This window comes from Bradyrhizobium sp. SZCCHNR3119 (assembly GCF_032487775.1).
Classification (GTDB): Bacteria; Pseudomonadota; Alphaproteobacteria; order Rhizobiales; family Xanthobacteraceae; genus Bradyrhizobium.
Genome location: NZ_JAUEUV010000001.1, coordinates 1741924 through 1761788 on the forward strand (window position 1 = coordinate 1741924; position 19865 = coordinate 1761788).

The 19865-nt window shown below is 60.5% G+C and carries 19 protein-coding genes; 11 read left to right on the forward strand and 8 right to left on the reverse strand.

Annotated features, from left to right (window positions below; all coding sequences use genetic code 11):
* Positions 1 to 993: an ATP-binding protein gene (locus QX034_RS08295; protein WP_316195286.1), complete on the reverse strand. Its 993-nt coding sequence runs from the start codon at positions 991 to 993 to the stop codon at positions 1 to 3.
* A 545-nt stretch (positions 994 to 1538) separates the two neighbouring features.
* Between QX034_RS08295 and QX034_RS08300 the strand changes: the two genes are divergently transcribed.
* From QX034_RS08300 to QX034_RS08310, 3 genes are read left to right on the forward strand one after another with little or no spacing between them, the layout of a single operon-like run.
* A complete protein-coding gene (locus tag QX034_RS08300; RefSeq protein ID WP_316195288.1) occupies positions 1539 to 3467 on the forward strand; it encodes a toll/interleukin-1 receptor domain-containing protein in 1929 nt (642 codons plus the stop codon).
* A complete protein-coding gene (locus tag QX034_RS08305) occupies positions 3464 to 5020 on the forward strand; it encodes a hypothetical protein (RefSeq protein WP_316195290.1) in 1557 nt (518 codons plus the stop codon). The genes QX034_RS08300 and QX034_RS08305 overlap by 4 nt, the downstream gene beginning before the upstream one ends.
* A 57-nt stretch (positions 5021 to 5077) precedes the next feature.
* Positions 5078 to 6316: a Shedu immune nuclease family protein gene (locus QX034_RS08310; RefSeq protein WP_316195292.1), complete on the forward strand. Its 1239-nt coding sequence runs from the start codon at positions 5078 to 5080 to the stop codon at positions 6314 to 6316.
* Positions 6317 to 6653: 337 nt separating this feature from the next.
* Here the strand turns inward: QX034_RS08310 and QX034_RS08315 are convergent, their stop codons facing one another.
* Complete coding sequence (locus tag QX034_RS08315; protein WP_316195293.1) at positions 6654 to 7127, reverse strand: hypothetical protein; 474 nt, start codon at positions 7125 to 7127, stop codon at positions 6654 to 6656.
* Between the two features lie 473 nt (positions 7128 to 7600).
* On the opposite strand from QX034_RS08315, the gene QX034_RS08320 reads away from it, so the two are divergent.
* Positions 7601 to 8365: a hypothetical protein gene (locus QX034_RS08320; RefSeq protein ID WP_316195294.1), complete on the forward strand. Its 765-nt coding sequence runs from the start codon at positions 7601 to 7603 to the stop codon at positions 8363 to 8365.
* Positions 8366 to 8552: 187 nt separating this feature from the next.
* On the opposite strand, the gene QX034_RS08325 is transcribed toward QX034_RS08320, so the two are convergent.
* Positions 8553 to 8726: a hypothetical protein gene (locus tag QX034_RS08325; protein ID WP_316195295.1), complete on the reverse strand. Its 174-nt coding sequence runs from the start codon at positions 8724 to 8726 to the stop codon at positions 8553 to 8555.
* 190 nt (positions 8727 to 8916) lie between these two features.
* On the opposite strand from QX034_RS08325, the gene QX034_RS08330 reads away from it, so the two are divergent.
* A complete protein-coding gene (locus tag QX034_RS08330; protein WP_316195296.1) occupies positions 8917 to 9126 on the forward strand; it encodes a hypothetical protein in 210 nt (69 codons plus the stop codon).
* A 220-nt stretch (positions 9127 to 9346) separates the two neighbouring features.
* Here QX034_RS08330 and QX034_RS08335 read toward each other — a convergent pair whose 3' ends face one another.
* A complete protein-coding gene (locus QX034_RS08335) occupies positions 9347 to 9748 on the reverse strand; it encodes a hypothetical protein (RefSeq protein ID WP_316195298.1) in 402 nt (133 codons plus the stop codon).
* A 643-nt stretch (positions 9749 to 10391) separates the two neighbouring features.
* Positions 10392 to 11321 (reverse strand): GlxA family transcriptional regulator, encoded by a 930-nt coding sequence (locus tag QX034_RS08340; RefSeq protein ID WP_315703028.1) that lies wholly within the window; start codon positions 11319 to 11321, stop codon positions 10392 to 10394.
* Between the two features lie 161 nt (positions 11322 to 11482).
* On the opposite strand from QX034_RS08340, the gene QX034_RS08345 reads away from it, so the two are divergent.
* The gene (locus QX034_RS08345; RefSeq protein WP_315703027.1) at positions 11483 to 12319 is read left to right on the forward strand and encodes a dienelactone hydrolase family protein; all 837 of its coding nucleotides are present in this window, start codon (positions 11483 to 11485) and stop codon (positions 12317 to 12319) included.
* Between the two features lie 308 nt (positions 12320 to 12627).
* Here QX034_RS08345 and QX034_RS08350 read toward each other — a convergent pair whose 3' ends face one another.
* From QX034_RS08350 to QX034_RS08360, 3 genes are all read right to left on the reverse strand, one after another.
* Positions 12628 to 13722 (reverse strand): amidohydrolase family protein, encoded by a 1095-nt coding sequence (locus tag QX034_RS08350; RefSeq protein ID WP_315703026.1) that lies wholly within the window; start codon positions 13720 to 13722, stop codon positions 12628 to 12630.
* Between the two features lie 219 nt (positions 13723 to 13941).
* A complete protein-coding gene (locus QX034_RS08355) occupies positions 13942 to 14718 on the reverse strand; it encodes a cyclase family protein (protein WP_315703025.1) in 777 nt (258 codons plus the stop codon).
* 51 nt (positions 14719 to 14769) lie between these two features.
* Entirely contained in the window at positions 14770 to 15759 is a 990-nt protein-coding gene (locus tag QX034_RS08360) for a fumarylacetoacetate hydrolase family protein (protein ID WP_315703024.1), read from the reverse strand.
* A 118-nt stretch (positions 15760 to 15877) separates the two neighbouring features.
* Here QX034_RS08360 and QX034_RS08365 point away from each other — a divergent pair, with 118 nt between their 5' ends.
* From QX034_RS08365 to QX034_RS08385, 5 genes are read left to right on the forward strand one after another with little or no spacing between them, the layout of a single operon-like run.
* Entirely contained in the window at positions 15878 to 16810 is a 933-nt protein-coding gene (locus QX034_RS08365; protein WP_315730244.1) for an ABC transporter substrate-binding protein, read from the forward strand.
* Between the two features lie 11 nt (positions 16811 to 16821).
* Positions 16822 to 17526 carry a GntR family transcriptional regulator gene (locus QX034_RS08370; RefSeq protein WP_315703022.1) on the forward strand — a complete coding sequence of 235 codons (705 nt, stop codon included), beginning with the start codon at positions 16822 to 16824 and terminating at the stop codon, positions 17524 to 17526.
* Positions 17523 to 18329 carry an ABC transporter ATP-binding protein gene (locus tag QX034_RS08375; protein WP_316195300.1) on the forward strand — a complete coding sequence of 269 codons (807 nt, stop codon included), beginning with the start codon at positions 17523 to 17525 and terminating at the stop codon, positions 18327 to 18329. Before QX034_RS08370 ends, QX034_RS08375 begins: the two co-directional genes overlap by 4 nt.
* Positions 18326 to 19090 (forward strand): ABC transporter permease, encoded by a 765-nt coding sequence (locus QX034_RS08380; RefSeq protein WP_315768823.1) that lies wholly within the window; start codon positions 18326 to 18328, stop codon positions 19088 to 19090. Before QX034_RS08375 ends, QX034_RS08380 begins: the two co-directional genes overlap by 4 nt.
* Positions 19087 to 19854 carry an ABC transporter permease gene (locus tag QX034_RS08385; protein WP_315703019.1) on the forward strand — a complete coding sequence of 256 codons (768 nt, stop codon included), beginning with the start codon at positions 19087 to 19089 and terminating at the stop codon, positions 19852 to 19854. The genes QX034_RS08380 and QX034_RS08385 overlap by 4 nt, the downstream gene beginning before the upstream one ends.
* The last annotated feature ends 11 nt before the right edge of the window (positions 19855 to 19865 follow it).

The following is a 19865-nucleotide window of genomic DNA, read 5'->3' on the forward strand; positions in this document are numbered from 1 at the left end:
TTAGTCTTCCAAATGCTGCAGGCGTGCGGTGCCGGATCGCCGTCGGATCTCATCGGCGACCGCGTGACGGAAGTCCGGTTCACGGACTTCTTTGCGGCGCTCGATCACTGCGGCCTTGATCGCCTGCACACAAATGCGTTCGATCTCGGCGAAAGAGTAGCCCTCTAGCGAACCGACGTGGGACATCGGATCGAAAGCTGTTTTGATATTTTTGAATTTCAGCGCCAAGAAATGCTCGATCATCTCCCGGTCCGGCTTTTCGAACCAGATGACCTCGTCGAAGCGACGCCAGACCGCAGGATCGAGAGACTGGTCGAGATTGGTCGCCGCGACCAAAAAACCCTTCGGCTTGATCCGGTCGATGAAGATCAAAAGGCTGTTGACCACGCGCCGCAGTTCGTTGTGCTCGCTCGTATCGTCACGAGAGCGCGCCAGGGCATCAAATTCGTCGAGAAAAAGGACGCAGGGCTGCTTGCGCGCGAACTCGAAAATCTTGCGAACGTTGGTTGCGGTTTCGCCGAGATAAGACGAGATCAGGCGGTCGATCTTGACCACGAACAACGGAAGCCCGAGCTCGCCCGCGAAGATCTCGGTGCAAAGAGTCTTTCCGCAGCCCGGAGGTCCACAGAACAGGAGCTTCGATCGCACCGGCAGTCCGCTGCGGCGGATGTCATCGGCGCGGCGAAATTCCTGGATTAGTCCGGAAAAGATCCGGATATTGGCCTTGCTGAGAACAATGTCGCCTTTGGTGTGCTCCGGCTCGACGCGCTCGACGAAATCGTTGGCGGCGTCCGGGAACGGAATGAGCGGTGCTAGCGCCCGTGGGGGAGCTGCGCGGTTCGAGTTATGGTCGAGGGTTTGGCGGAGCGACCGCGCCAGAACGCGGTTGTTCTTCTGCTCCTCCTCAAGAATGATCTGTTCGGCAACCGCTCGGAACTCGTCGTCCCGGCCGTAACTCGCCAACAGCTTTTTCATCAACTCGCCGCGAGCCATTAGCGGTCCACTTATCTAGCTTGGCATCAACATAGTTTGGATCGTCCAGTCCTACCATGCCTTTCGGCCGTTAAAGCCACGTCAACCACAGCCAGATGCGGGCTGAGAGCAGCGGCTCAGCAGGCAGGCCCCGACCGATCCGGCGAGCATGGGCCGGCGCATGCAGGTGCATATGCACCAAACCATACAGATAGCGAACAAAACGAGAATCTGCAATAGTCGGCTTGCGCCCAGGGATCGGGAATTTGTGCGCCACCTCCAATAGCTCCGGATGAGGTCCAACCCGCTGCTCAGTTTCGGCAAACGCATCGTCCTTGGCGACACCGCCCTCGCGCAGCGAAGCGGTGGGAAGCTGTCCTCGGATATGAGCGGTTGTTGCATCGCGGAGATTCGCGGGCTTAACGTTCCGAGACCGAAGGCCAGTTCTTGCTGCCTGGGCACATTCGCAAAAGGCGGTTTATCTTGTTGTTGGTAAGACTTAGGGACCAAGCAATACCGCGACCCCTCGCTTGACTGCCTTGGAAACGAGCACTCATTCTGGACGCATGAATTATGATTTTTCAAGTCTGTCCCACAGCGAATTTGAAGATCTGGCCCGCGACCTCATCGGGCGCGAGATAGAGCTGCGCTTCGAGGCCTTTCCCGAGGGCCCGGACGACGGGATGGACGGCCGCCACGCCCGAGCCGACGGATCAATCGTGATGCAAGCGAAGCATTACCACGGGTCCGGCTTTGCAGCGCTGAAGTCAAAGATGGCGAAGGAGCGGCAGTCGATCGATCGGCTGGCGGCGACGCGCTACATCCTCGTGACATCCGCGCCGCTCACCCCGAAAAACAAGAACACGTTGGCGCAGATCATCGGTCCGTCGCTGCAAACACCGGGCGACATTTTTGGACCGGGCGATCTCAACGCCCTGCTTCGCAAATATCCAGACATCGAGAAAGCTCATCAAAAGCTTTGGGCGCAGAGCACGTCGGTTTTGGAAACGGTTGTTACGGAAGCGGTCGGAAGGGCTTTGTCAAAGCCTGGAGCGATTCCCACGGTTCTTGCCAATCTCCTGCCGCCTGCGGAAGTGGGCGGGAGCGCAGCGGCTGTCAAGGAAGCAGCGCGAGACACCATATTTCTGATCAAGGCGTCGCCGATCGACGACGAATTTGCACTTTGGCTGGCGCCCAAGCTTGAGGCCGAAGGGTACCGCGTTTTCGCCGACATTCTGACACTTCAGCCCGGTGACCGATGGCGCCGGCATATCAATCAAGCGCTGCAATACCGCGCGGTGAAGGTTCTGCTCATCTGCCGCGATGCTACGCTCTCCGATCCACATGTCCAGGATGACCTCGACATCGCGCTGGAGGTCGCCAAGGAGTTGAACGATAGCCGGTTCATCATTCCCCTGCGCCTTGAAGCAGGCAAGAAGGTCAAGGGCGTCGGGGATACGGTGACCGTCGATTTTGTGCGCGGTTGGGGAGAAGGCGTCAGCCTTCTGCTTGATGCCCTGCGGCGCCAGAAGGTGCCACGCCAAGCCGGCCAGGCCGCGATCGATCCGAATTGGGAGTTATTCCGGCGGCGCGGCGCGATCCCGCTTGTCGAGGAAGCCGAGCGATTGACCTCGAACTGGCTGCGCGCCGCCGAAGCGCCCGACGTCATTCGATACTTCGAGAGCACCGGCGCGACCGAAGACCGATTGCTCGATCGCGCGCTCGAGGATTTCTCCTATCCGTGCGCGAAACAGGGCTCCGGGATCATCACTTTTGCGGAGCAATCCGAAGTCGACAGCGCGTTCGCATCTGCCGGGCGGTTCAAGCTGAAGCACGAAATCCCGTTGCTGGAATTTGTCGACAACGGCTTTTCTGCGCTCGGGATCGAGCGTCAGATCGCGTCCAACCTGGTTATTGCGATGATCAAGAAAGCATGGCTGTCGTTCTGCAGGGAGAAGGGCTTCGTCGAGTATCAATATTCCAATGCTGTGGGCTTCCACGCTTCGGCCGCTCAGGCACCAACCGGACATCGCATCCCCTGGGGCAAGCAAGGCGACCGGCGATCATCGATGCTTCGTAATGTCGCGAGGGGACACATCTGGCAGTTTGGCGTTACCGCGATGCCCTATTTCTGGCCGTTCTGGCATCTGAAACTCAAGTCGAGAGTATTATTCTCGGTCGACAACAACACGGCCGAGGGACTCGGTATCAATGATGTAAGGAAGCTGCACCGGTTGCGCCGAAGCATTTGCAAGGGTTGGCGCAACAAGCAGTGGCATGGCCGCATGCTTGCATTCCTCGAGCTGCTTTCGGGTGAATCGGCCTATATCAGGCTCGCGCTGGCGGCGAACACCGGACTCCTGATCGAAGCCGCGCCGATGTTGTTCACTTCGCCGGTGAGCACGACGCTTCCCAACGTTCTCGATGCCGACGAGGAAGAGACCGATAGCAGCACGCTTGGTCGGCCGGACAATGATGACGAGGTCGAGGAATGAGGTTTCCGGAGAAGTCTCTTCAGGTCGAACATTTCGACGAACCGCCGCTGGAGTTTGCATTCTCGCAGCGCAGTCCACACCCCAAGGACGGGTTGTTCCTTTATGGACCGCATGCGAAAGCGAAGAAAAGCCGCGAGATTCGGGTCGGGGTCGTCGGCACCACCGATGGGATCGGTCACTTTCGGGCATGGGGCCGAAAGCTCAAATCGGTCGTGCGGGTCCCGCCGCCCGGAAAGGGCGAAAAGGCCGACCGGCTGCACCTGGCGAACTTCCCTGGCCTGGACGAGGCGTTCGGGATTTCATTCGAGCCGGATGAATGCAGTGCCCTGTCGATTCCGTGGAAGGACATCGATCGTGCAACGCGCCTCATCAATCTTAACGAGGCTGTCGACAAGGTCGCGCGCCTTTACATCGATCGCGTCAAGCAGCACTTGCGCAACGACGAGCGATCTGTCGACGTCTGGATCCTGGTCCTTCCGGAAATCGTCTACGAACGATGCAGGCCTCAGTCCAAGCGAACGGGCCTGCCGATGGAAAAGGGGGAGTTCACCAAGCGGCAGAAGGCGAAGGAGAGCCTCCCGCTGCTCGCCGCGATGGGCGCGGTCGATCAGACCGAAGAGGCGATTTTCGAGGACGTTCCGGATTTCCATCGCAGGATCAAGGCCGAATTCCTGGCCATCGCGCCGACGCAGCTGGTTCGTGAGACGACAATCGCGCCCGACGCTTTCCTCAACAAGGCCGGTTACCCGTCGCGCAAGACGCAGGACGCCGCGACGGTCGCGTGGAATCTCGCGACCGGGCTCTACTACAAGACGCAACCCAAGCCGCCGTGGCGGTTAGCTGCCGTTCGACCCGGGGTATGTTATATTGGCATGGTCTACAAGAGCCTGCCGAACGACCCCGACGGGCATGCCTGCTGCGCAGCGCAGATGTTTCTCAATGAGGGGGACGGTGTCGTATTCCGCGGGGCCAATGGACCATGGAAGACCGGCGATTACGAGTTTCATCTCAAGGCACCCGCGGCGAAGACTCTGCTTGGTCTGGTGCTGAATACCTACGCCGAGACGCACGGCGGCCCTCCCAAGGAGCTGTTTATCCATGGGCAGACCTATTTCAACGACGAAGAGTGGAACGCCTTTGTCGAAGCGGCGCCGAAGGAGACCAACGTCATTGGCGTGCGGATTCGATCGACGGGCGGCGAGACCAAGCTTTTCCGCGATGGTGACTATCCCGTGCTGCGCGGGACCGCGCTCCTGCTCGATGATCAGACGGCCTATCTTTGGACGACGGGTTATGTGCCACAGCTCGACACTTACATTGGGCCAGAGACCCCTAATCCGTTGCACATCACCGTGATGAAAAGCAAGAACGCAAAGCCCGACATCCGCACGGTGCTCGCAGACATCATGGGTCTCACCAAGATCAACTACAATTCCTGCAACTTCAATGATGGCCTGCCCGTCACTGTCCGGTTTGCGCGGATGGTCGGAGACGTCCTCACCATGGGGTCGGCGAAAGGAGAGGAACGTCAGCCATTCAAGTTCTATGTTTGAGCGCGCGTCAGCTTCCTTGCGACCAGCGACATGGGCAGAGTGCATCGGTAGTCCGGCATGATCAGCTTTGAAGAAGACGACCGAGGGTTGGTCCTGTTATACGAAGTCGAGAACAACGATCCGGACTGGGCCTCCGAACGGCTGAAGGATGATGGCCGGGTCACCGTAAGCAATGGCTTCACCTTTGAACCCGGCGACCTGCTGAAGGCCCCTAAGCGCGGCGGCCAGGATGCGGCTTACGAATTCCGCTTCGCGGAGAAGCAAGCCGACTATTATCGGATTGCGGGCCGGGTTCTGGGATGCGACCACGATGTGCTGATTGCGGTCAAAGGCATCCGCCTCGAGCGCAAGACCTTCGTCGCGGAACGGAACATCCGGATCTTCCCGCGCATCGAGAAGGTGATGTCATCCCCCGGCGAGGTCGTTGTGGGAGGTTCGCGACAGGACAGGATACCGGTCGAGATTTTTCGCAAGCTTCTGGCGAAGTTCCCGAACTCGACCGAACTCGATCGCTATGCCAGCGCGCGCGTTGAGGCGATTGTTAACGAGGTTCTCGACGACAACTCGGCCGCGCGAGAGAAATACGAAGCCTATCTCAACCGGCGAGGCTCCACCGTATCGTCCGCCCCCTTGGACCAGCCGGAGCTGATCCAGGCCGAAATCGACAAGTATGTGCTATTGCGCGACACCATCTCGGCCTGGCTCGTCAGCGCAACCGCTTACACCGAAAATGACTGGCAACGGCTGATCATCAAGGTAATCCTCCTGCTGTTTCCTAAGTACATTGCCGTGCTCGAAGGCGTCGCAGTCGCTGATTTTTGTTCCAAGCCCGGAACCAGAAAGAACAGGTTCATCGACATCTGCCTCATTGACGCTGGAGGAAGTATCGATGTCATCGAGATCAAAAAGCCCTTCGATGACGTGCTGTTGAGCCGGGGTCTTTATCGGGGCAACAACGTGCCGACCAAAGAGCTATCCGGAACGATCATGCAGGCCGAGAAATATCTCTTTCACCTTTCGAAATGGGGCGTCGAAGGCGAGCGGCAGCTCACCAAGAAATATGCCAACCTGCTTCCGAATGGCATGCAGATCCGAGTGACCAGTCCAAAGGCCATGATCTTGTTGGGACGCGACAAACGAGCTGACGGAACATCCGCGCTTGCTGACGATCAATTGTTCGATCTTGAGGTGATCAAACGCAAGTATTCCAACATGATGGACATCCTTACCTATGATGATCTACTGCGCCGGCTCGATAACGTCATAGCGGCCTTGTCCCAACGCCGAGTCGCGTAATCGTGGGGTGTCCAACGTCGGATGTCACGATCCGTCAGCACCGTTGTTCGCCCGGCCGAGTCTGCTGAGGTACACTGAACAGCTAGCGTAACGGATTGTCACCCAAAGGACCGAGACTTCGGCTCGGTGACACCCCGAACGGGTGGAGTAAAACCCGGTCCGCGAAAGCGGGCGCACTATTGGTAGAGCTTCGTAGAGAGATACCCATCCTGCCGCGATGGATACGAACGAAATGAAATCGCTCGATCTTGCAGCTTCTCAAACTGCCTCAACTTACTAGCTGCAGACTACCCTCGCCTCGGTGGTTTTCATCTTTCGGTCCATCTCCGGCAGGCAGCTACGCGGCCAGAATGCGGAGGACCACATTTGGGAAGTGGCGGATCACCGTGGGGCTAGCCTCGGGGATTTGAAGATAACCCCATTTCGCCATCATTTCACTAGCGGCGATGATTTCATTTGCCCGAATTATGGGGAGATTGTCCTTGGCTTCTTCGTAAGTTTTGCCGTCGAGGAAATTCCAATCTAGTTTTTCCTGAATAGCGACGAGGTCGGCTCGCGACCCCGGTAAAATCCGCAACGCCAATCCGAGCATGATGTCGCGCTCGATCTTGGTCAGGCGCGCTTCCCTGAATCGAGCCTCCGCATCGGAATGTAGAGCATCGAACAGCGCTTCGCCGAGGTTCACTTGTGCCAGGTACACCACGCGGTCAAAAGCCTTTCGTATGGCAGCCGGTGCAATCGGAATAACGGCGGAACACTGCTCGAAGCGGTCATCCGCCTTTAGCGCCGCCGCGAGCTCTTCGAGATACATGCGTACTCGGATTGATAGGACGATTGTCCGGGCCTCATGCTCCTCCGGACAGCGCGGCTTTGGAACCTCCATGCGGCGCTTGTCCAGCGAAACCTGCTCTCATTTTACAGCGCATAACTCCTCGATCCGCAATCCCGTCTCGGCCATAAGAAAGATAACGAGCAGGATATAGCGATCGAGACCGGTCAATTGACTGCAAGCCTTGTCAAGTTTCTCGAACAGGTCCTCGTCGAGATGGCGACCTCGCCTTGGCAGTGTCCAGATGAATGGCTCCCTCGGTACGCGCCTGTTATCGCGGGAGCTAGGCCAAACCACGGGCGTGAACCGCCCGCAATAGATTGCGCCGTTCTCCAACTGGCGATTCGAGATATCGTAGTCGAGCGATACTCCTGTCACGAGGAATCCCTCGGTTGGGCGCCAACGAGACCTAGCAAGTCAGTCAGAACTAGTCATGGCCGAGACGGGTTCAAGGTTTGGCGCTGTACGAATCGCATATCGGCCCGGTTCTGGGCAAGCGTGAGGCATTATCCCCCGAAGGGGCCAAGACTAAGGCTCGGCAGCGCAGCAAATTAAGCCTGGCCCATAGAGCCGGCGCATCAACGCGGGCATTACTTGGTGATCTGCCGCTCGATTGTCTTCCAATCCGGAAAGTTCTCCAACGGAAAGGACTTCAACTCTGGAATCTTCGGCAAGAAATCGATTTTGTGCAGAAGCCGCAGGCCCATGAATACGGGTACGAAGGCCGCGTTGAATACACACTCGTTGGTCTCCTTCCAACGAGTCAGGAATTTCTCGATCAGCACGCGCGACTCGGTTTCCGTCCGCCGCCAAACGACCTCATCTTGATGATGGCCGTGGATCGCGCGGGCAGCCGGACGAAGAATGCGTTTGCGGCACTGCTCGCCTTCAAGGGAAGCCTAGAATTCAAGATGATGGCCCGCATCCGCAACAATCTCACCTTCCATTATGACCCCAGCACGATCGAGCTTGCCCTCGCCTCGCTCGTCGCAAAGTATCCGGACGCAACGGGGGCGGCTTCGCTCGGGGATGAGCCGCATAACTGGTTTTTCGAGCCGGGCGAGATGGTCGGAAACCGCGCGGCCGTGCGGGAGATTTTCAAAGTGCCGGAAGGTGCCGACGTTGGCGCGGAAACCGACAAGATCGTCATGCGCCTTCATGATATTGTGCAAATGTTCGGCGGCGTCACGGCAAGCCTGATCTGGCAGAACTCGCGCTAAAGCTATCGAAGGCGGCGCTTGAAAAGGTTCGGAGGCGGCAATTTGACGACCGCATCGATGATGCTGGCAAGCGTAACATCACCGGCGCCCAGTGACCCGTGCTGGCCGATAAAATCACTCAGGAAGGTGCTCACTTTGGCGTCGACGTCACGGTCAATCGATTTCTGCTCAAGGATGACCGAGCGTCTTAGGCAAGGTAGTCGGCCTTCCTGCGGCCCGGAATATTGTCGTTCACCGTGAGGGCATCGATGCTCTCGGCGAAATCGGCAGACGACATGAAGCGCTCGAAGCGCTCCTTCAAAGACAACGGGCCGCTCGTGTTTCGCGCCGCTTGGCCAAGCGTGGTCGGTTTGTCTGCCATGCGACAGCTTGCAGGTGGCGCGCCTCCAGCACAGTCCAAGTCAACCCAGCTCCGGTCCGTCCCATTTGCACTCTACGGCGCGCTGGGGCTAGCGGAGGCGTCAGAGGGCCTTTTGTTCAAGCTTTAGGCGATATAGACCAACGCATCCCAGGCCATTGGGTAACGCGCAGATGAAGCACATGCAGGAACCATGGTTGACAATGATAACCACAACCGGCGCCGGCTCGTCGAGTTCAAGGACGGTTGCCGCTATGGCAAATTCGGAAAGACTAAAGCTTATGAGCTGATCGCCCACGAGAGGATCAGGGCCTACAAGATGGGAGGCAAGACCCTCATCGACCTCGACAGCGTTGATGAATATCACGCTTCGCTGCCGAGGGTCGAAGCGAGAGCAAGTTAAACCCCCAATCTGCGCGGCGAGACGGCCCGCGCACCGTTGAGGCGAAGTTCTTCGAATGGTTGGCGTCTGGGGGCCCCAAGCGCGCGTCCGGTAGGCCCCTCACGGCTATGATTTGCTGAATGCGCCTTCCTCTCGATGGCGCGATCGAAGAGGCATTTGAGCAGTCACACTATCAATCGGCGGCCACGGCTTCTCGTGAGGATCGTTGCAAGCTGTCCGATCACAGAAGCAGCTTTTTCCTCGCGGCCAAAAGCATTTCCGGCGGAATCTTGTGGACGTTGACGATGCGTGCTTTCTCACACTGTAAAGCGGTCCCTGGCGCGTCAGGATCATCTTCGACCACGCACTTGACTTCAACTTCATAAATGCGCGGATATTCGTGGTGAGCTGCCCAAATTGCAGCTTGGTCAAATAGCTTCACCATGTAGATGCGATCGTTCCGACGGATATCTGGCGAAACATCGCCATTTTGCGGTACGTCGGTCACCGACGGCGGCAAAATATATTCGCCTATCTGTAGGCCGAAGTTGCCGCCATGGAAGTAGCGTGGTGGCTGCTTACAAGGAAGCAATCCCTTGGCGGCGAGACGCCTGCGTTTCCTTTTCCCCATTCTTTCGTTCATGGCCCCGCCGACCGGCTTTCTTCTTCCTCGGTTCGAAACACACAGCACTGGCGAGAACGCCGACTACGGCACGTTGCTGACCGTGGTACGAAAATCAGCGTCGCGCGATCGGCGCTTTCGGCGTCGGTCCCGCACCGAGCGGCAATCGAGTCGTCCCAAGGTCGTCCAGTACGAATTTGGTCTCTCCTTCGGCATCGTGAAGGACAATGGATGGGGCACGCATGACAAGAGCCTACCCTTAACCTCGCGGTAGATCTCTCCGGGATTTCGGGTCAGAGCCGGGTTCGATTCCGATCAGGGCGATTGTGGAGTCCGGAATGGAATAGGCGTGCCCGCTGCGGGAAGCCCGCCGTTTTATTTTTGTCGGCGAATACCGCGCGTCATCCTGCTGGTATTTGTGCTGGTATCGACAGCAATCGACGATAAAAGTGTGTTCAAATTCAAATGGTTATGGCTCTAGGCAATTATCGGCCAGGGGCACCATCATCGCTAAAGCCCCTCATTCGTTGGGAATGACTTGATAGCTCAATAGCCTGGTCCCGCTGTGGTAGTATCGCTGCATGGGATAAACCATGCGGGCGATGACGGGTCCGCTGCGCCGCTGATGCCTCCTGGACAAGGCGTCGCGAGCGATGGGAGACACTCAGGCTGCGGGACGGAAATGTCCGGGCGAATGTTTCGTATCACGCCGGATCAGCCGCCGAAGTGTCGAGGGCTCCGCATATCCTATCTGCTGCGCGATCTGTTCGACCGACAGGCGCGTGGTCTCAAGCAGTAGTCGCGCGGTCTCAAGCCTGATGCGCTGCACGAACTGAATCGGTGAAACGCCGCAGATCGCCGCAATTCGCCGGGCAAATGTCCGTGGCGCCAGCGCGACGGCTTCGGCGAGCTCCTCGATTGCAAAGTCACGTGCGATGTTGTCGCGCACCCATTTCTCGGCCTTGGCGATCCTTGGGTCCTGGCCCGCGAGATAGGTGATCGCCATGAACGGCGCCTGGGAGCGCCGCTCATCCAGCAGGAGATAGTTGGCGCAGGCTTTCGCCAGGCTTGGTCCGGCGAACCGACCGACGATCGCAAGCATCAGGTCCATCTGCGCCATGGCCGCGCCACCGGTTGCGATCGGCCAATCGGCGACGACCATCTGCTCCGTCAGTAGTTCGACTCCCGGATAGCGCTGCCGGAATACCGGCGCGAGCCACCATGTCGTGGTGGCCCGCCGGCCGTCGAGCAAGCCAGCTTCCGCCAGCAGGAACGTGCTCGCGCAGGACGCGGCGAGCACGGCTCCGATCCCGAACGCTCGGGTAAGCATGTCGCTCGCGCGCCGGCACGTCGGGCTCTTCAACTTTCTGTCCAGTTCGTCGGCCGACGCAGCTCCAAGACCGGGGACGATGACGAGTTCGATGCCGCGCAGATCGACGTCGCTTTTGCGGGATGCGCAACGCACCGTCGTAACCTCGAATGGCAGAGCGCGCTTCGCAGCGCTGATCCGGTTGGCGGTCGCCATGACGTCGTGGGTGATGGCCGCGCTCGAGGCCATGCACCCCTCGATCTCGACAACCGCGACTTTGGTCATGTCAAAAAAACCTCGATAAATGTCATTTTTGACACTAGCGCGCTGGCCGCGCAATCGCAACGATATCGGTGAAAACGCCGCCCCCTTGCGGCGGCTTGTCTGCAGACATCTTCGGTCCCCGGCTTCTGTCTGGTATCCATCGATCGACAAGGAATTGCGCCATGCCCAAACGGTCCATGAAGCGGGACGATCCTCTCGAGGATTTCACGCGCCGCGCCATCACGCTCGACGGCGCCACCAAGGTCGTTTACGTGGTCGGCGTAGGGCCTGCCGTCATCGTGATGACCGAGATGCCGGGCATCAGCCCCTATGTCGCGCGGTTTGCGCGCTGGGTCCGCGACGCAGGCTTCACCGTCTACATGCCGTCGTTGTTCGGCCGCGATGGCGTCGTTCCAGGCGCGGAGGAGGGCGCCGCGATCTTTCAGCGCGCCTGTGTGAGCGCCGAGTTTCGCGCCTTGGCCTCAAACGAATCCAGTCCCGCGACAAAGTGGCTCCGGTCGCTGGCGCGATTTGCGCATGGCGAGTGCGGCGGTCCCGGCGTCGGTGCCATCGGGATGTGCTTCACCGGAAACTTCGCGCTGACCATGATGCTTGAACCGTCGATGCTGGCGCCGGTGCTCTCGCAGCCGTCGCTGCCGCTGAACAATCCGGCCGGCATTGAAATCGCACCGGACGAAGTCAAAGCGATCCGCGAGCGGCTCGAGCGGGAAGATTTGACGGTGATCGCCTATCGCTTCGAGGGCGATAAGTTCTGCACGGCTCAACGTTTTTCGGCCTATGCTGAGGCGCTTGGCGATCGGTTCATCGGGCGGGTGCTTCCGGACAGCGCGGCGAATACCGATCTTGCGCCGTTCTTCGAGCGTCACGTTACGACCCCGCATAGCGTTGTCACCGCGCACCTGATCGACGCGGCAGGCCAGCCGACGATCGCGGCACGCGACGAGATCCTGGCGTTCTTCAGGTACAGGCTGGCATCTCCTCGAAGCGATCTCACTTGAGATTATATTGCTATCTCAATCACATAAGAGTTCGCAGTTTTGCTCGGAGTGGCGCACCATTCGAGCATTCGCCCTCATCCGCCGGCATCCGTTTCCTCTCAAACGCGCCGACAACGTTAAAGCAACGTTGCGCTATCGCACAATTGCCAGGCGCCTGCGTCCGACCGATGTCGTGACGAGATGGCCAGATCCTATCAACTGGTAGGGTTTTCTAGCTGCCCAGCAGGCTGGGCATAGGATCGATCCAGGCGGCTCCCCGATACTTCGTATCGCGAGCGCTGCCGTAGTTGCTAGAGCGCCATCGAGCCCTAGGCACGCAACCGCGGAATGAGACGCGTCGCATTCTCATGGCCGATGGCATCGAGGTCCTTTGCCGACAGACCGCGCTTCTGCAGTTCGGCGAACTGACCAAAGCCGAAATACGGATAGTCGGAGCCATAAGTGACCTGGGAGACCGGCACGAGCTTGAGCAGCGCCGCGATGGACGGCGCGAAGGTCGCGTTCGCGGTGTCGTAATGAAGCCGGCGCAGTTCGCCTTCGATGCCTTCCGGCGCGAATTCCTTGAGGTCGGGGCGCGCCCCATAGAACGCATTGATACGGCCGGCCATCATCGGGATCGTACCGCCGGCGTGCGAAAACAACCATTTGATGTCGCGATGGCGGGCAAACGAGCCGCTGAGCAGCAGGCTCGTCACCGTGCGCGTGGTGTCGTGCGGGACTTCGATCAGCGCAGGGAACGTACCGACGCTCAGCGCACTGCAGCAGCTCGCGACCAGCGGATGCACATAGACGACCGCCTTGCGACGGTTCAACTCCTCAAGCACGGGCTTGTAGGCCGGATTGCCCAGCCATTTGTCGCCGTAGTTGCTTTGCAGGCCGATCCCGTCAGCCTTCAGCGTGTCGAACGCATATTCGATCTCCTTGAGCGTGGCATCGATGTCCAGCATCGACAGGGTCGCGAACAGGCCGAAACGACCCGGATGGTCGCGCATCATGTCCGCCGCATATTCGTTGCAGACGCGCGCGAGCCGGCCCGCTTCCGCCGGCCCGAGGTCGAACCACACGCCAGGAGTGGAGGAGATCGACAGGACGCCTGCGCGGATGCCGTTGCGGTCCATGTCCTCGACCAGCTTCTCGCGGGTCCAGGCAACCTGACCGGGAAAGTGCGGCTGCTTGTGCGTGTCTTCGTAACCGAGCCACAGCTTCTGATATTCAGGAGGATAGAAATGAACATGGGTATCGATCAGCACCGGGCTGGTCTGTCCCTGCGTCGGAGCCGTCGGGATGGTCGAGGCGAGGCCGAGTGCTCCCAGTCCTGCGAGAAAGCCCCGTCTCGACCAGGACGGGCCGGAACAGGCCGGGCAGGAGTGAAGCCCGCGCAATGTCAGATCGCTCGTGTTCATCTTGCGTTTCTCCCGTGCTGAATTGGCAAAGGGCCGGCCGGGGCACTTGCAGAGATCATCGGTTCGATCAGCTGCAGCCCTCTAGTCAGCTCCAAGGCGGATTGTGATGGCGGAGGCCATAATGCCCTCGTCTTCTTACGGCTGGGCGACGTCGGCCGGCCCCTCACCGAGTCGTTGCAAGCGGATCGGCGCCGGAGTCCCGCGACAAGGAAAGGACTGTCAGCCTTCCATGATCGCGACAGCGCGAGTCCAACCCGCCGAAGCCCGTTCGATCTTCACCGGGAAGCACGACACCGTGAAGCCGGTCGACGGCAGCAGCTCCAGATTGTGCAGCTTCTCGAGATGGCAATAGCCGATATGGCGGCCGGCCTTGTGACCTTCCCAAATCAGGCTGGCGTCCCTGGTCTCGGCGTATTTCTTTGCGGTGTAGACAAAGGGCGCGTCCCAGCTCCAGCCGTCGGTGCCGGTCAGCCGCACGCCGCGCTCGAGCAGATACATGGTCGCCTCATAGCCCATGCCGCAGCCCGAGGTGACGTAATCCTGCCGTCCGTATTTCGCGCCGGCACTGGTATTGACGACGACAATCTCCAGCGGCTTCAGCTCATGGCCGATGCGCTTGAGTTCGGCCTCGACATCCTGCGCCGTGGCGACATAGCCGTCCGGAAAGTGACGGAAGTCGAGCTTCACGCCAGGCTGCAGACACCAGTCCAGCGGGACCTCGTCGATGGTCCAGGCGCGCTCGCCACGGTTCATCGTGGGGTGGAAGTGCCAGGGCGCATCGAGATGCGTGCCGTTGTGGGTCGAGAGGCTCACCTGTTCGACCGCCCAACCCTGCCCGTCCGGCAGATCCTGCGCCTTCAGACCATCGAAGAACTGCAACATGCGAGGCAGGCCCTGCTGATGATCGATGTAGTGAATGGTCGGGTGGCCACCGGGGGGATCGGCCGGCACGTCGTTTTGCAGGGGGACGGAGATATCGATCAGTTTGCGCGCCATGGCATTTCCTCATGTTGTCTTATTATTAGTATTTGTTCGTATTGGGCAGATCTAGACGTCCTGCCGCTCGACCCTGTTCTTCAGGATGCCGATCTTCTCGACCTCGAGCTCGATCGTATCGCCGTGTTCGAGATACCATCCGAGCTCGAGCCCGCAGCCATTGCCGACGGTGCCGGAGCCGATGAACTCGCCCGGCATCAGCGTCTCGTCCTCCGTGACGTGGGCAATGATCTCCTCGAATGAGAACAGCATGCCATCGGTCACGCCTTTGGAGCGGATCTCGCCGTTGACCCGGGCTTCCATCTTGAGCCTGTAAGGATCGCCGATCTCGTCGGGCGTCACGATCCACGGTCCGATCACGTTGCCACCATCGAAGCTCTTGCCCTTGGCCGGGCCGAGCCTTCCCTCCATCTCGATCCGCTGCGCGTCGCGCGCGGAGAAATCGTTGAAGATGGTGTAGCCGAAGATGTGGTCCTTGGCCTTCGCCGCGGAAATGTTCGCCCCCTTGTTCTTGGTAACGATCCCGAACTCGAGCTCGTAGTCCATCACCTTGCTGTAGCGCGGCCATTTCACCGTCGTGTTGGTCCCACGCACGCTGAAGCGGTTCGTGATGTAGAAGATCGGCTGTTTGCGATAGATCTCAGGCAATTCGCCGAGCGGCTCCGCATCAATACGGGCCAGTTCGGTCATGTCTCCCCTCGCGCGCGCCGCCAGCTTGCGCTGCCCACGTGGCGCCTGGAGGATGTGCAGCGGAAATGACATGCCATCGCGCATCTGCCGCGGCTCCGGCAACGGCGCGAGAATATCCACTGCACCAACCGCCACCGAGAGCGTCGCGTCCGCGCCGTGCTTTTCAAACAGCGCCGCGGCCTGGTCAAGCGCGTGCGGACCAGCGTCGATCAACGCCAGCATCGAGGCGAAAGCGGGATCGCCCGGACCTTCCCTAAGGGCGGCTTCGGCGAGATCGAACACCTGACTGTCACGCGCATGGACGAGACCGACCTTGTCCTGGCCGGCCGATCGGTACGTTGCGAGCTTCACCCTCGGCACCCCTTGTTCTCTACGCAAATATATGATCAAAGAAAATATCGATAAACAAGACTTAAAAATATGAAATCGGGAGAGCGCGGTGAGGCGGATGCTGTTGAGGCAGACTTTGATGAGGGTCGCGCTCGGTCACGGCGTTTTTATTGCGGCTTTTGGTGCCTTGACCGGGGCAGCCCTGGCTCAGGCAAAGATTCAAATCGGCTGTACGGCCACGTCTGATTGCGCGTCCGCCATGGTTGCCGTCGACGAGGGCATTTTCAAAAAGCACGGGCTGGACGTCGAGATGACACCGATTGCGATCAACTCGAACATTCCGGCGGCGATCCTGTCCGACTCGATCCAGGTCGGCGGGCCGACCTCCACCGTCTTCCTGCAGGCTGTCGATGGCGGCCTCGACCTCATCGCAATCGCGGGCGCCTCGGTCATGAGTCCGACATCGAACGCCGCCATCACCGCCTTCGTCCGTAACGGCATCACCATCAATGAGCCGAAGGATTTCGTCGGCAAGAAGGTTGGGGCGCCCGGCCTCAACGCCTTCCTGCACGTCCTGTTCGTGAAATGGCTCGTGGAGAAAGGCGTTGATCCGAAGAGCGTCAACTTCGTCGAGGTGACCTTTCCGACCATGGCCGACATCATCAAGTCCGGCGGCGTCGACGCGGTGCTCACGGCCGAGCCTTTCGTCACCCGCATGACCAACGCCGGACTCGGCTCGATCGGCGCGCGCTATGCGGTCGATCTCGCCCGCGCCGATCCGATCATCTTCTATGCGGCATCGCGCGAATGGGCCGAGAAGAATGCGGCAACGGTTGCTAAGTTCCGCGAAGCGATTGCGGAAGCCGCGGCGATCGTCAACGGCGACCGTGAGAAGGCCTCCGCCTCGATCGCCAAATTTACCAAACAACCGCTCGATCTCGTCAGGGCGACACCGCCGAACCACTCCGAGCCGAAACTGAAGCCGGAAGATCTCGCCTGGTGGATCGAAGTCATGGCGTCGCAAAAGATGCTGCAATCCAAACTTGATGTCAGAAAGCTGGTGCTGAACTGAAGGCTCCCTCGATGCCGGTTTCCGAACGCGCGCTCAACCGTCCTGTGGCCGAAGGCGGCACGCTGAGCGAGCGCGCAGCCTCTCTCATCGAACAGGACATCCTCGCGGGACATCTCCCGCCAGGGTCGCGCCTCGGCATCGTCGAGCTGGTGCAGCGCTACGAGATCGGCGCCACGCCGCTGCGCGAAGGCCTCTCGCGGCTGATGTCACGCGGGTTGATCGTCGGCATCGGCCAGCGTGGGTTTCGCGTCGCCGAGATCAGCCGCGAAGATCTCGCCGACATCACCTGCATGCGTACGGCGATCGAGATCGCCGCGGTTCGGCTTGCCATCAAGCGCGGCGACGACGCCTGGGAGGCCGGCATCCTGAGTGCGCTGCATCAGATGCGCCGCCATATCGAGCGAACCGGAAACGAATTCCGCGAAGGCGCCGCCGACTTCGACCGGCTGCACAAGGGCTTTCACACCTCCCTGCTGGCGGCCTGCGGCTCGCAGCGGATGCTCGCCGCCCATTCCGACCTCTACGACCAAGCCTACCGCTACCGCCGCGTGATGATGCGCGCGATCGCGAGCGGCGAAGATTTCATCCATAGTCACCAGATGCTCGCCGATCGCGTGCTCGCGCGCGACGTTGCCGCCGCGCAAATGATGCTGGAGGCGCATCTGCGCTCGACCATCGACTTCGTGTATCCGTCAAGCGACGAGGGGCAATCATGAGCGTCCTTGCAAGCCTGGACGAGGCGCGCGCGTGGCGGCGCCAGAAGCCCCTGATCGCGTTCGATGGCGCGACGCTCCGGCTCGGCGGCAAGACCATTATCGAGAAGCTGCACCTTGAGGTCCGCCCAGGCGAATTCCTGTGCATCGTCGGGGCCTCCGGCTGCGGGAAGACCACGGCCCTGCGGCTCGCCGCAGGCCTCTACCGGCCGAGCGAAGGCGCCGTGATCTTCGAGGGTGAGCCGATAACCGAGCCGCGCCGCGAGGTCGCAATCGTCTTCCAGGATTACGGCAAGGCGCTACTGCCATGGCGAACGGCTTCAGGCAATGTTTCGCTAGCGCTGGAAGCAGGCCGCGTGCCCGCCCGCGAGCGCGCCGCGCGTGTCGAAGCGCTGCTGCGCAAGGTCGGCCTGCCTGACCAAGGCTCCAAATATCCGTCCGAGATGTCGGGCGGCATGCAACAGCGGCTTCAGATCGCCCGCTGCCTCGCGCAGGAGCCAATGACGCTGTTGATGGACGAGCCGTTCGGCGCGTTGGACGCCATGACGCGCCAAGCCCTGCAGGACGAGGTCCTCTCGCTGACGCAGGCGAGCAAGACCACCGTGATCTTCGTGACCCACGATCTCGACGAAGCGATCTATCTCGGCGACCGCGTCATCGGTCTGCTGCCGCATTCGGGACGGATCGGCATAGAACTCGACGTCACCCTGCCCCGCCCGCGCGACCAGCTCGCCACCCGCGAGCATCCGGAATTCCTGCGGCTGCGGCGGCAATTGTTCGACTTCATCAAGGCGACCGAGGCATGAGTTTTGCGCGTGCCAAGCCTTTGCTGTTGCCGCTGGCGATACTACTGGCGCTCGAAGTTTGGGCACGCTTCACCCACCTGCAGAGCGACAGCCTCGCACCGCCGAGCGCTGTCGTCGTGGCGTTAGCCGGGGCGCTTGCCGATCTCTCGATCCCGGCCGCGACACGCGACACGCTGTTCGCGACCTTCGCGGGGCTTGCAATCGGGAGCACCATCGGGCTCGCGCTCGGCATTGCCTTCGGCATGTCACGGCCGCTCGACCGGCTGATGGAGGTAACTATCGAGGCAATCCGACCGATCCCTTCGGTCGCCCTGCTGCCGATTGCGCTGATCGCGCTCGGCTTCGGCTACCGGATGGAGATCGTGATCGTGGCTTTCGCGTGCGTCTGGCCGATGCTGATCCTGACGCGGAGCGCGGTTCGCGGCGTCGAGCCACGCCTGGTCGAGGTGTCGCGCGCCCTGCGGCTGACGGCGCTCCAGCGGATCACCAAGATCGTCATCCCGTCCGCGTTACCGCAGATCTTCGTCGCTTTCCGACTCTCGGCCGGCATCGCGCTGATCGTCGCCGTCACGGTCGAGATCGCGATCAATCCGATCGGGCTTGGTGCCGGCATCATGCTGGCCCAACAGGCGCTGCGAGCGGATCTGATGCTCGCCTATCTCGTCTGGATCGGGGTGATCGGCTACGGGCTCAACGCATTGTTGGTCACGGCCCAACTTCGTCTGTTCGGCCGTGCCGCGCTCGCCGGAGCAAACCAATGACCCCCGTCTCGATCCTCTGGCGCATCGCGAGTATTGGCGTCGCTGCTGGCTTCGTCGCGCTGTGGCAGCTCGCCGCCGATCTAAGGCTGGTCTCGCCGGTGTTCCTCCCCGGCCCCGACCGCGCCTGGGCCGCTCTGGTACGCGGCTTCACGAACGGGGATCTCGCGGGCAAGCTGGCCGGAACGCTCGAGCACATGGCCTATGGCTGGCTTGCCGCCTCGGTCGCCGGCGTTGCACTGGGCGCGCTGATCGGATCCTCGCGGTTGATGCGCACCTACGTCGCGCCGTCCCTGGAATTCTTGCGCCCCCTGCCGGTCTCGGCAGTCATTCCGATCGCGATCGCTTTGCTGGGCCTGACGCAAGGCATGGCCCTGTTTGTGATCGCCTTCGGAGCAATCTGGCCAATCATGCTCGCGACCATCCACGGTTTCGCAGCGGTCGAACCTCGCCTGTACGAGGTCGCCAGCGCGCTGCAGATGTCGCGTAGTGCGATCATTTGCAAGATCGCGCTGCCTTCGGCGCTTCCCGACATCGTTGCGGGCATGCGACTGAGCCTCACCGTCGCGCTGATCCTCTCGGTCGTGTGCGAGATCCTCGCTGGTCTCGACGGGCTGGGCCATTGGGTGCTGCTGTCAGCCCGCGCATTCCGATCCCCCGACCTATTCGCCGGCGTAATCCTGCTCGGCGCCACCGGGTATTTCACCTCGATTGCGATGTCGCTGCTCGAGCAACGCCTGCTCGTGTGGCAGGTTGCGGCGCGATGATCCTCCGCGGC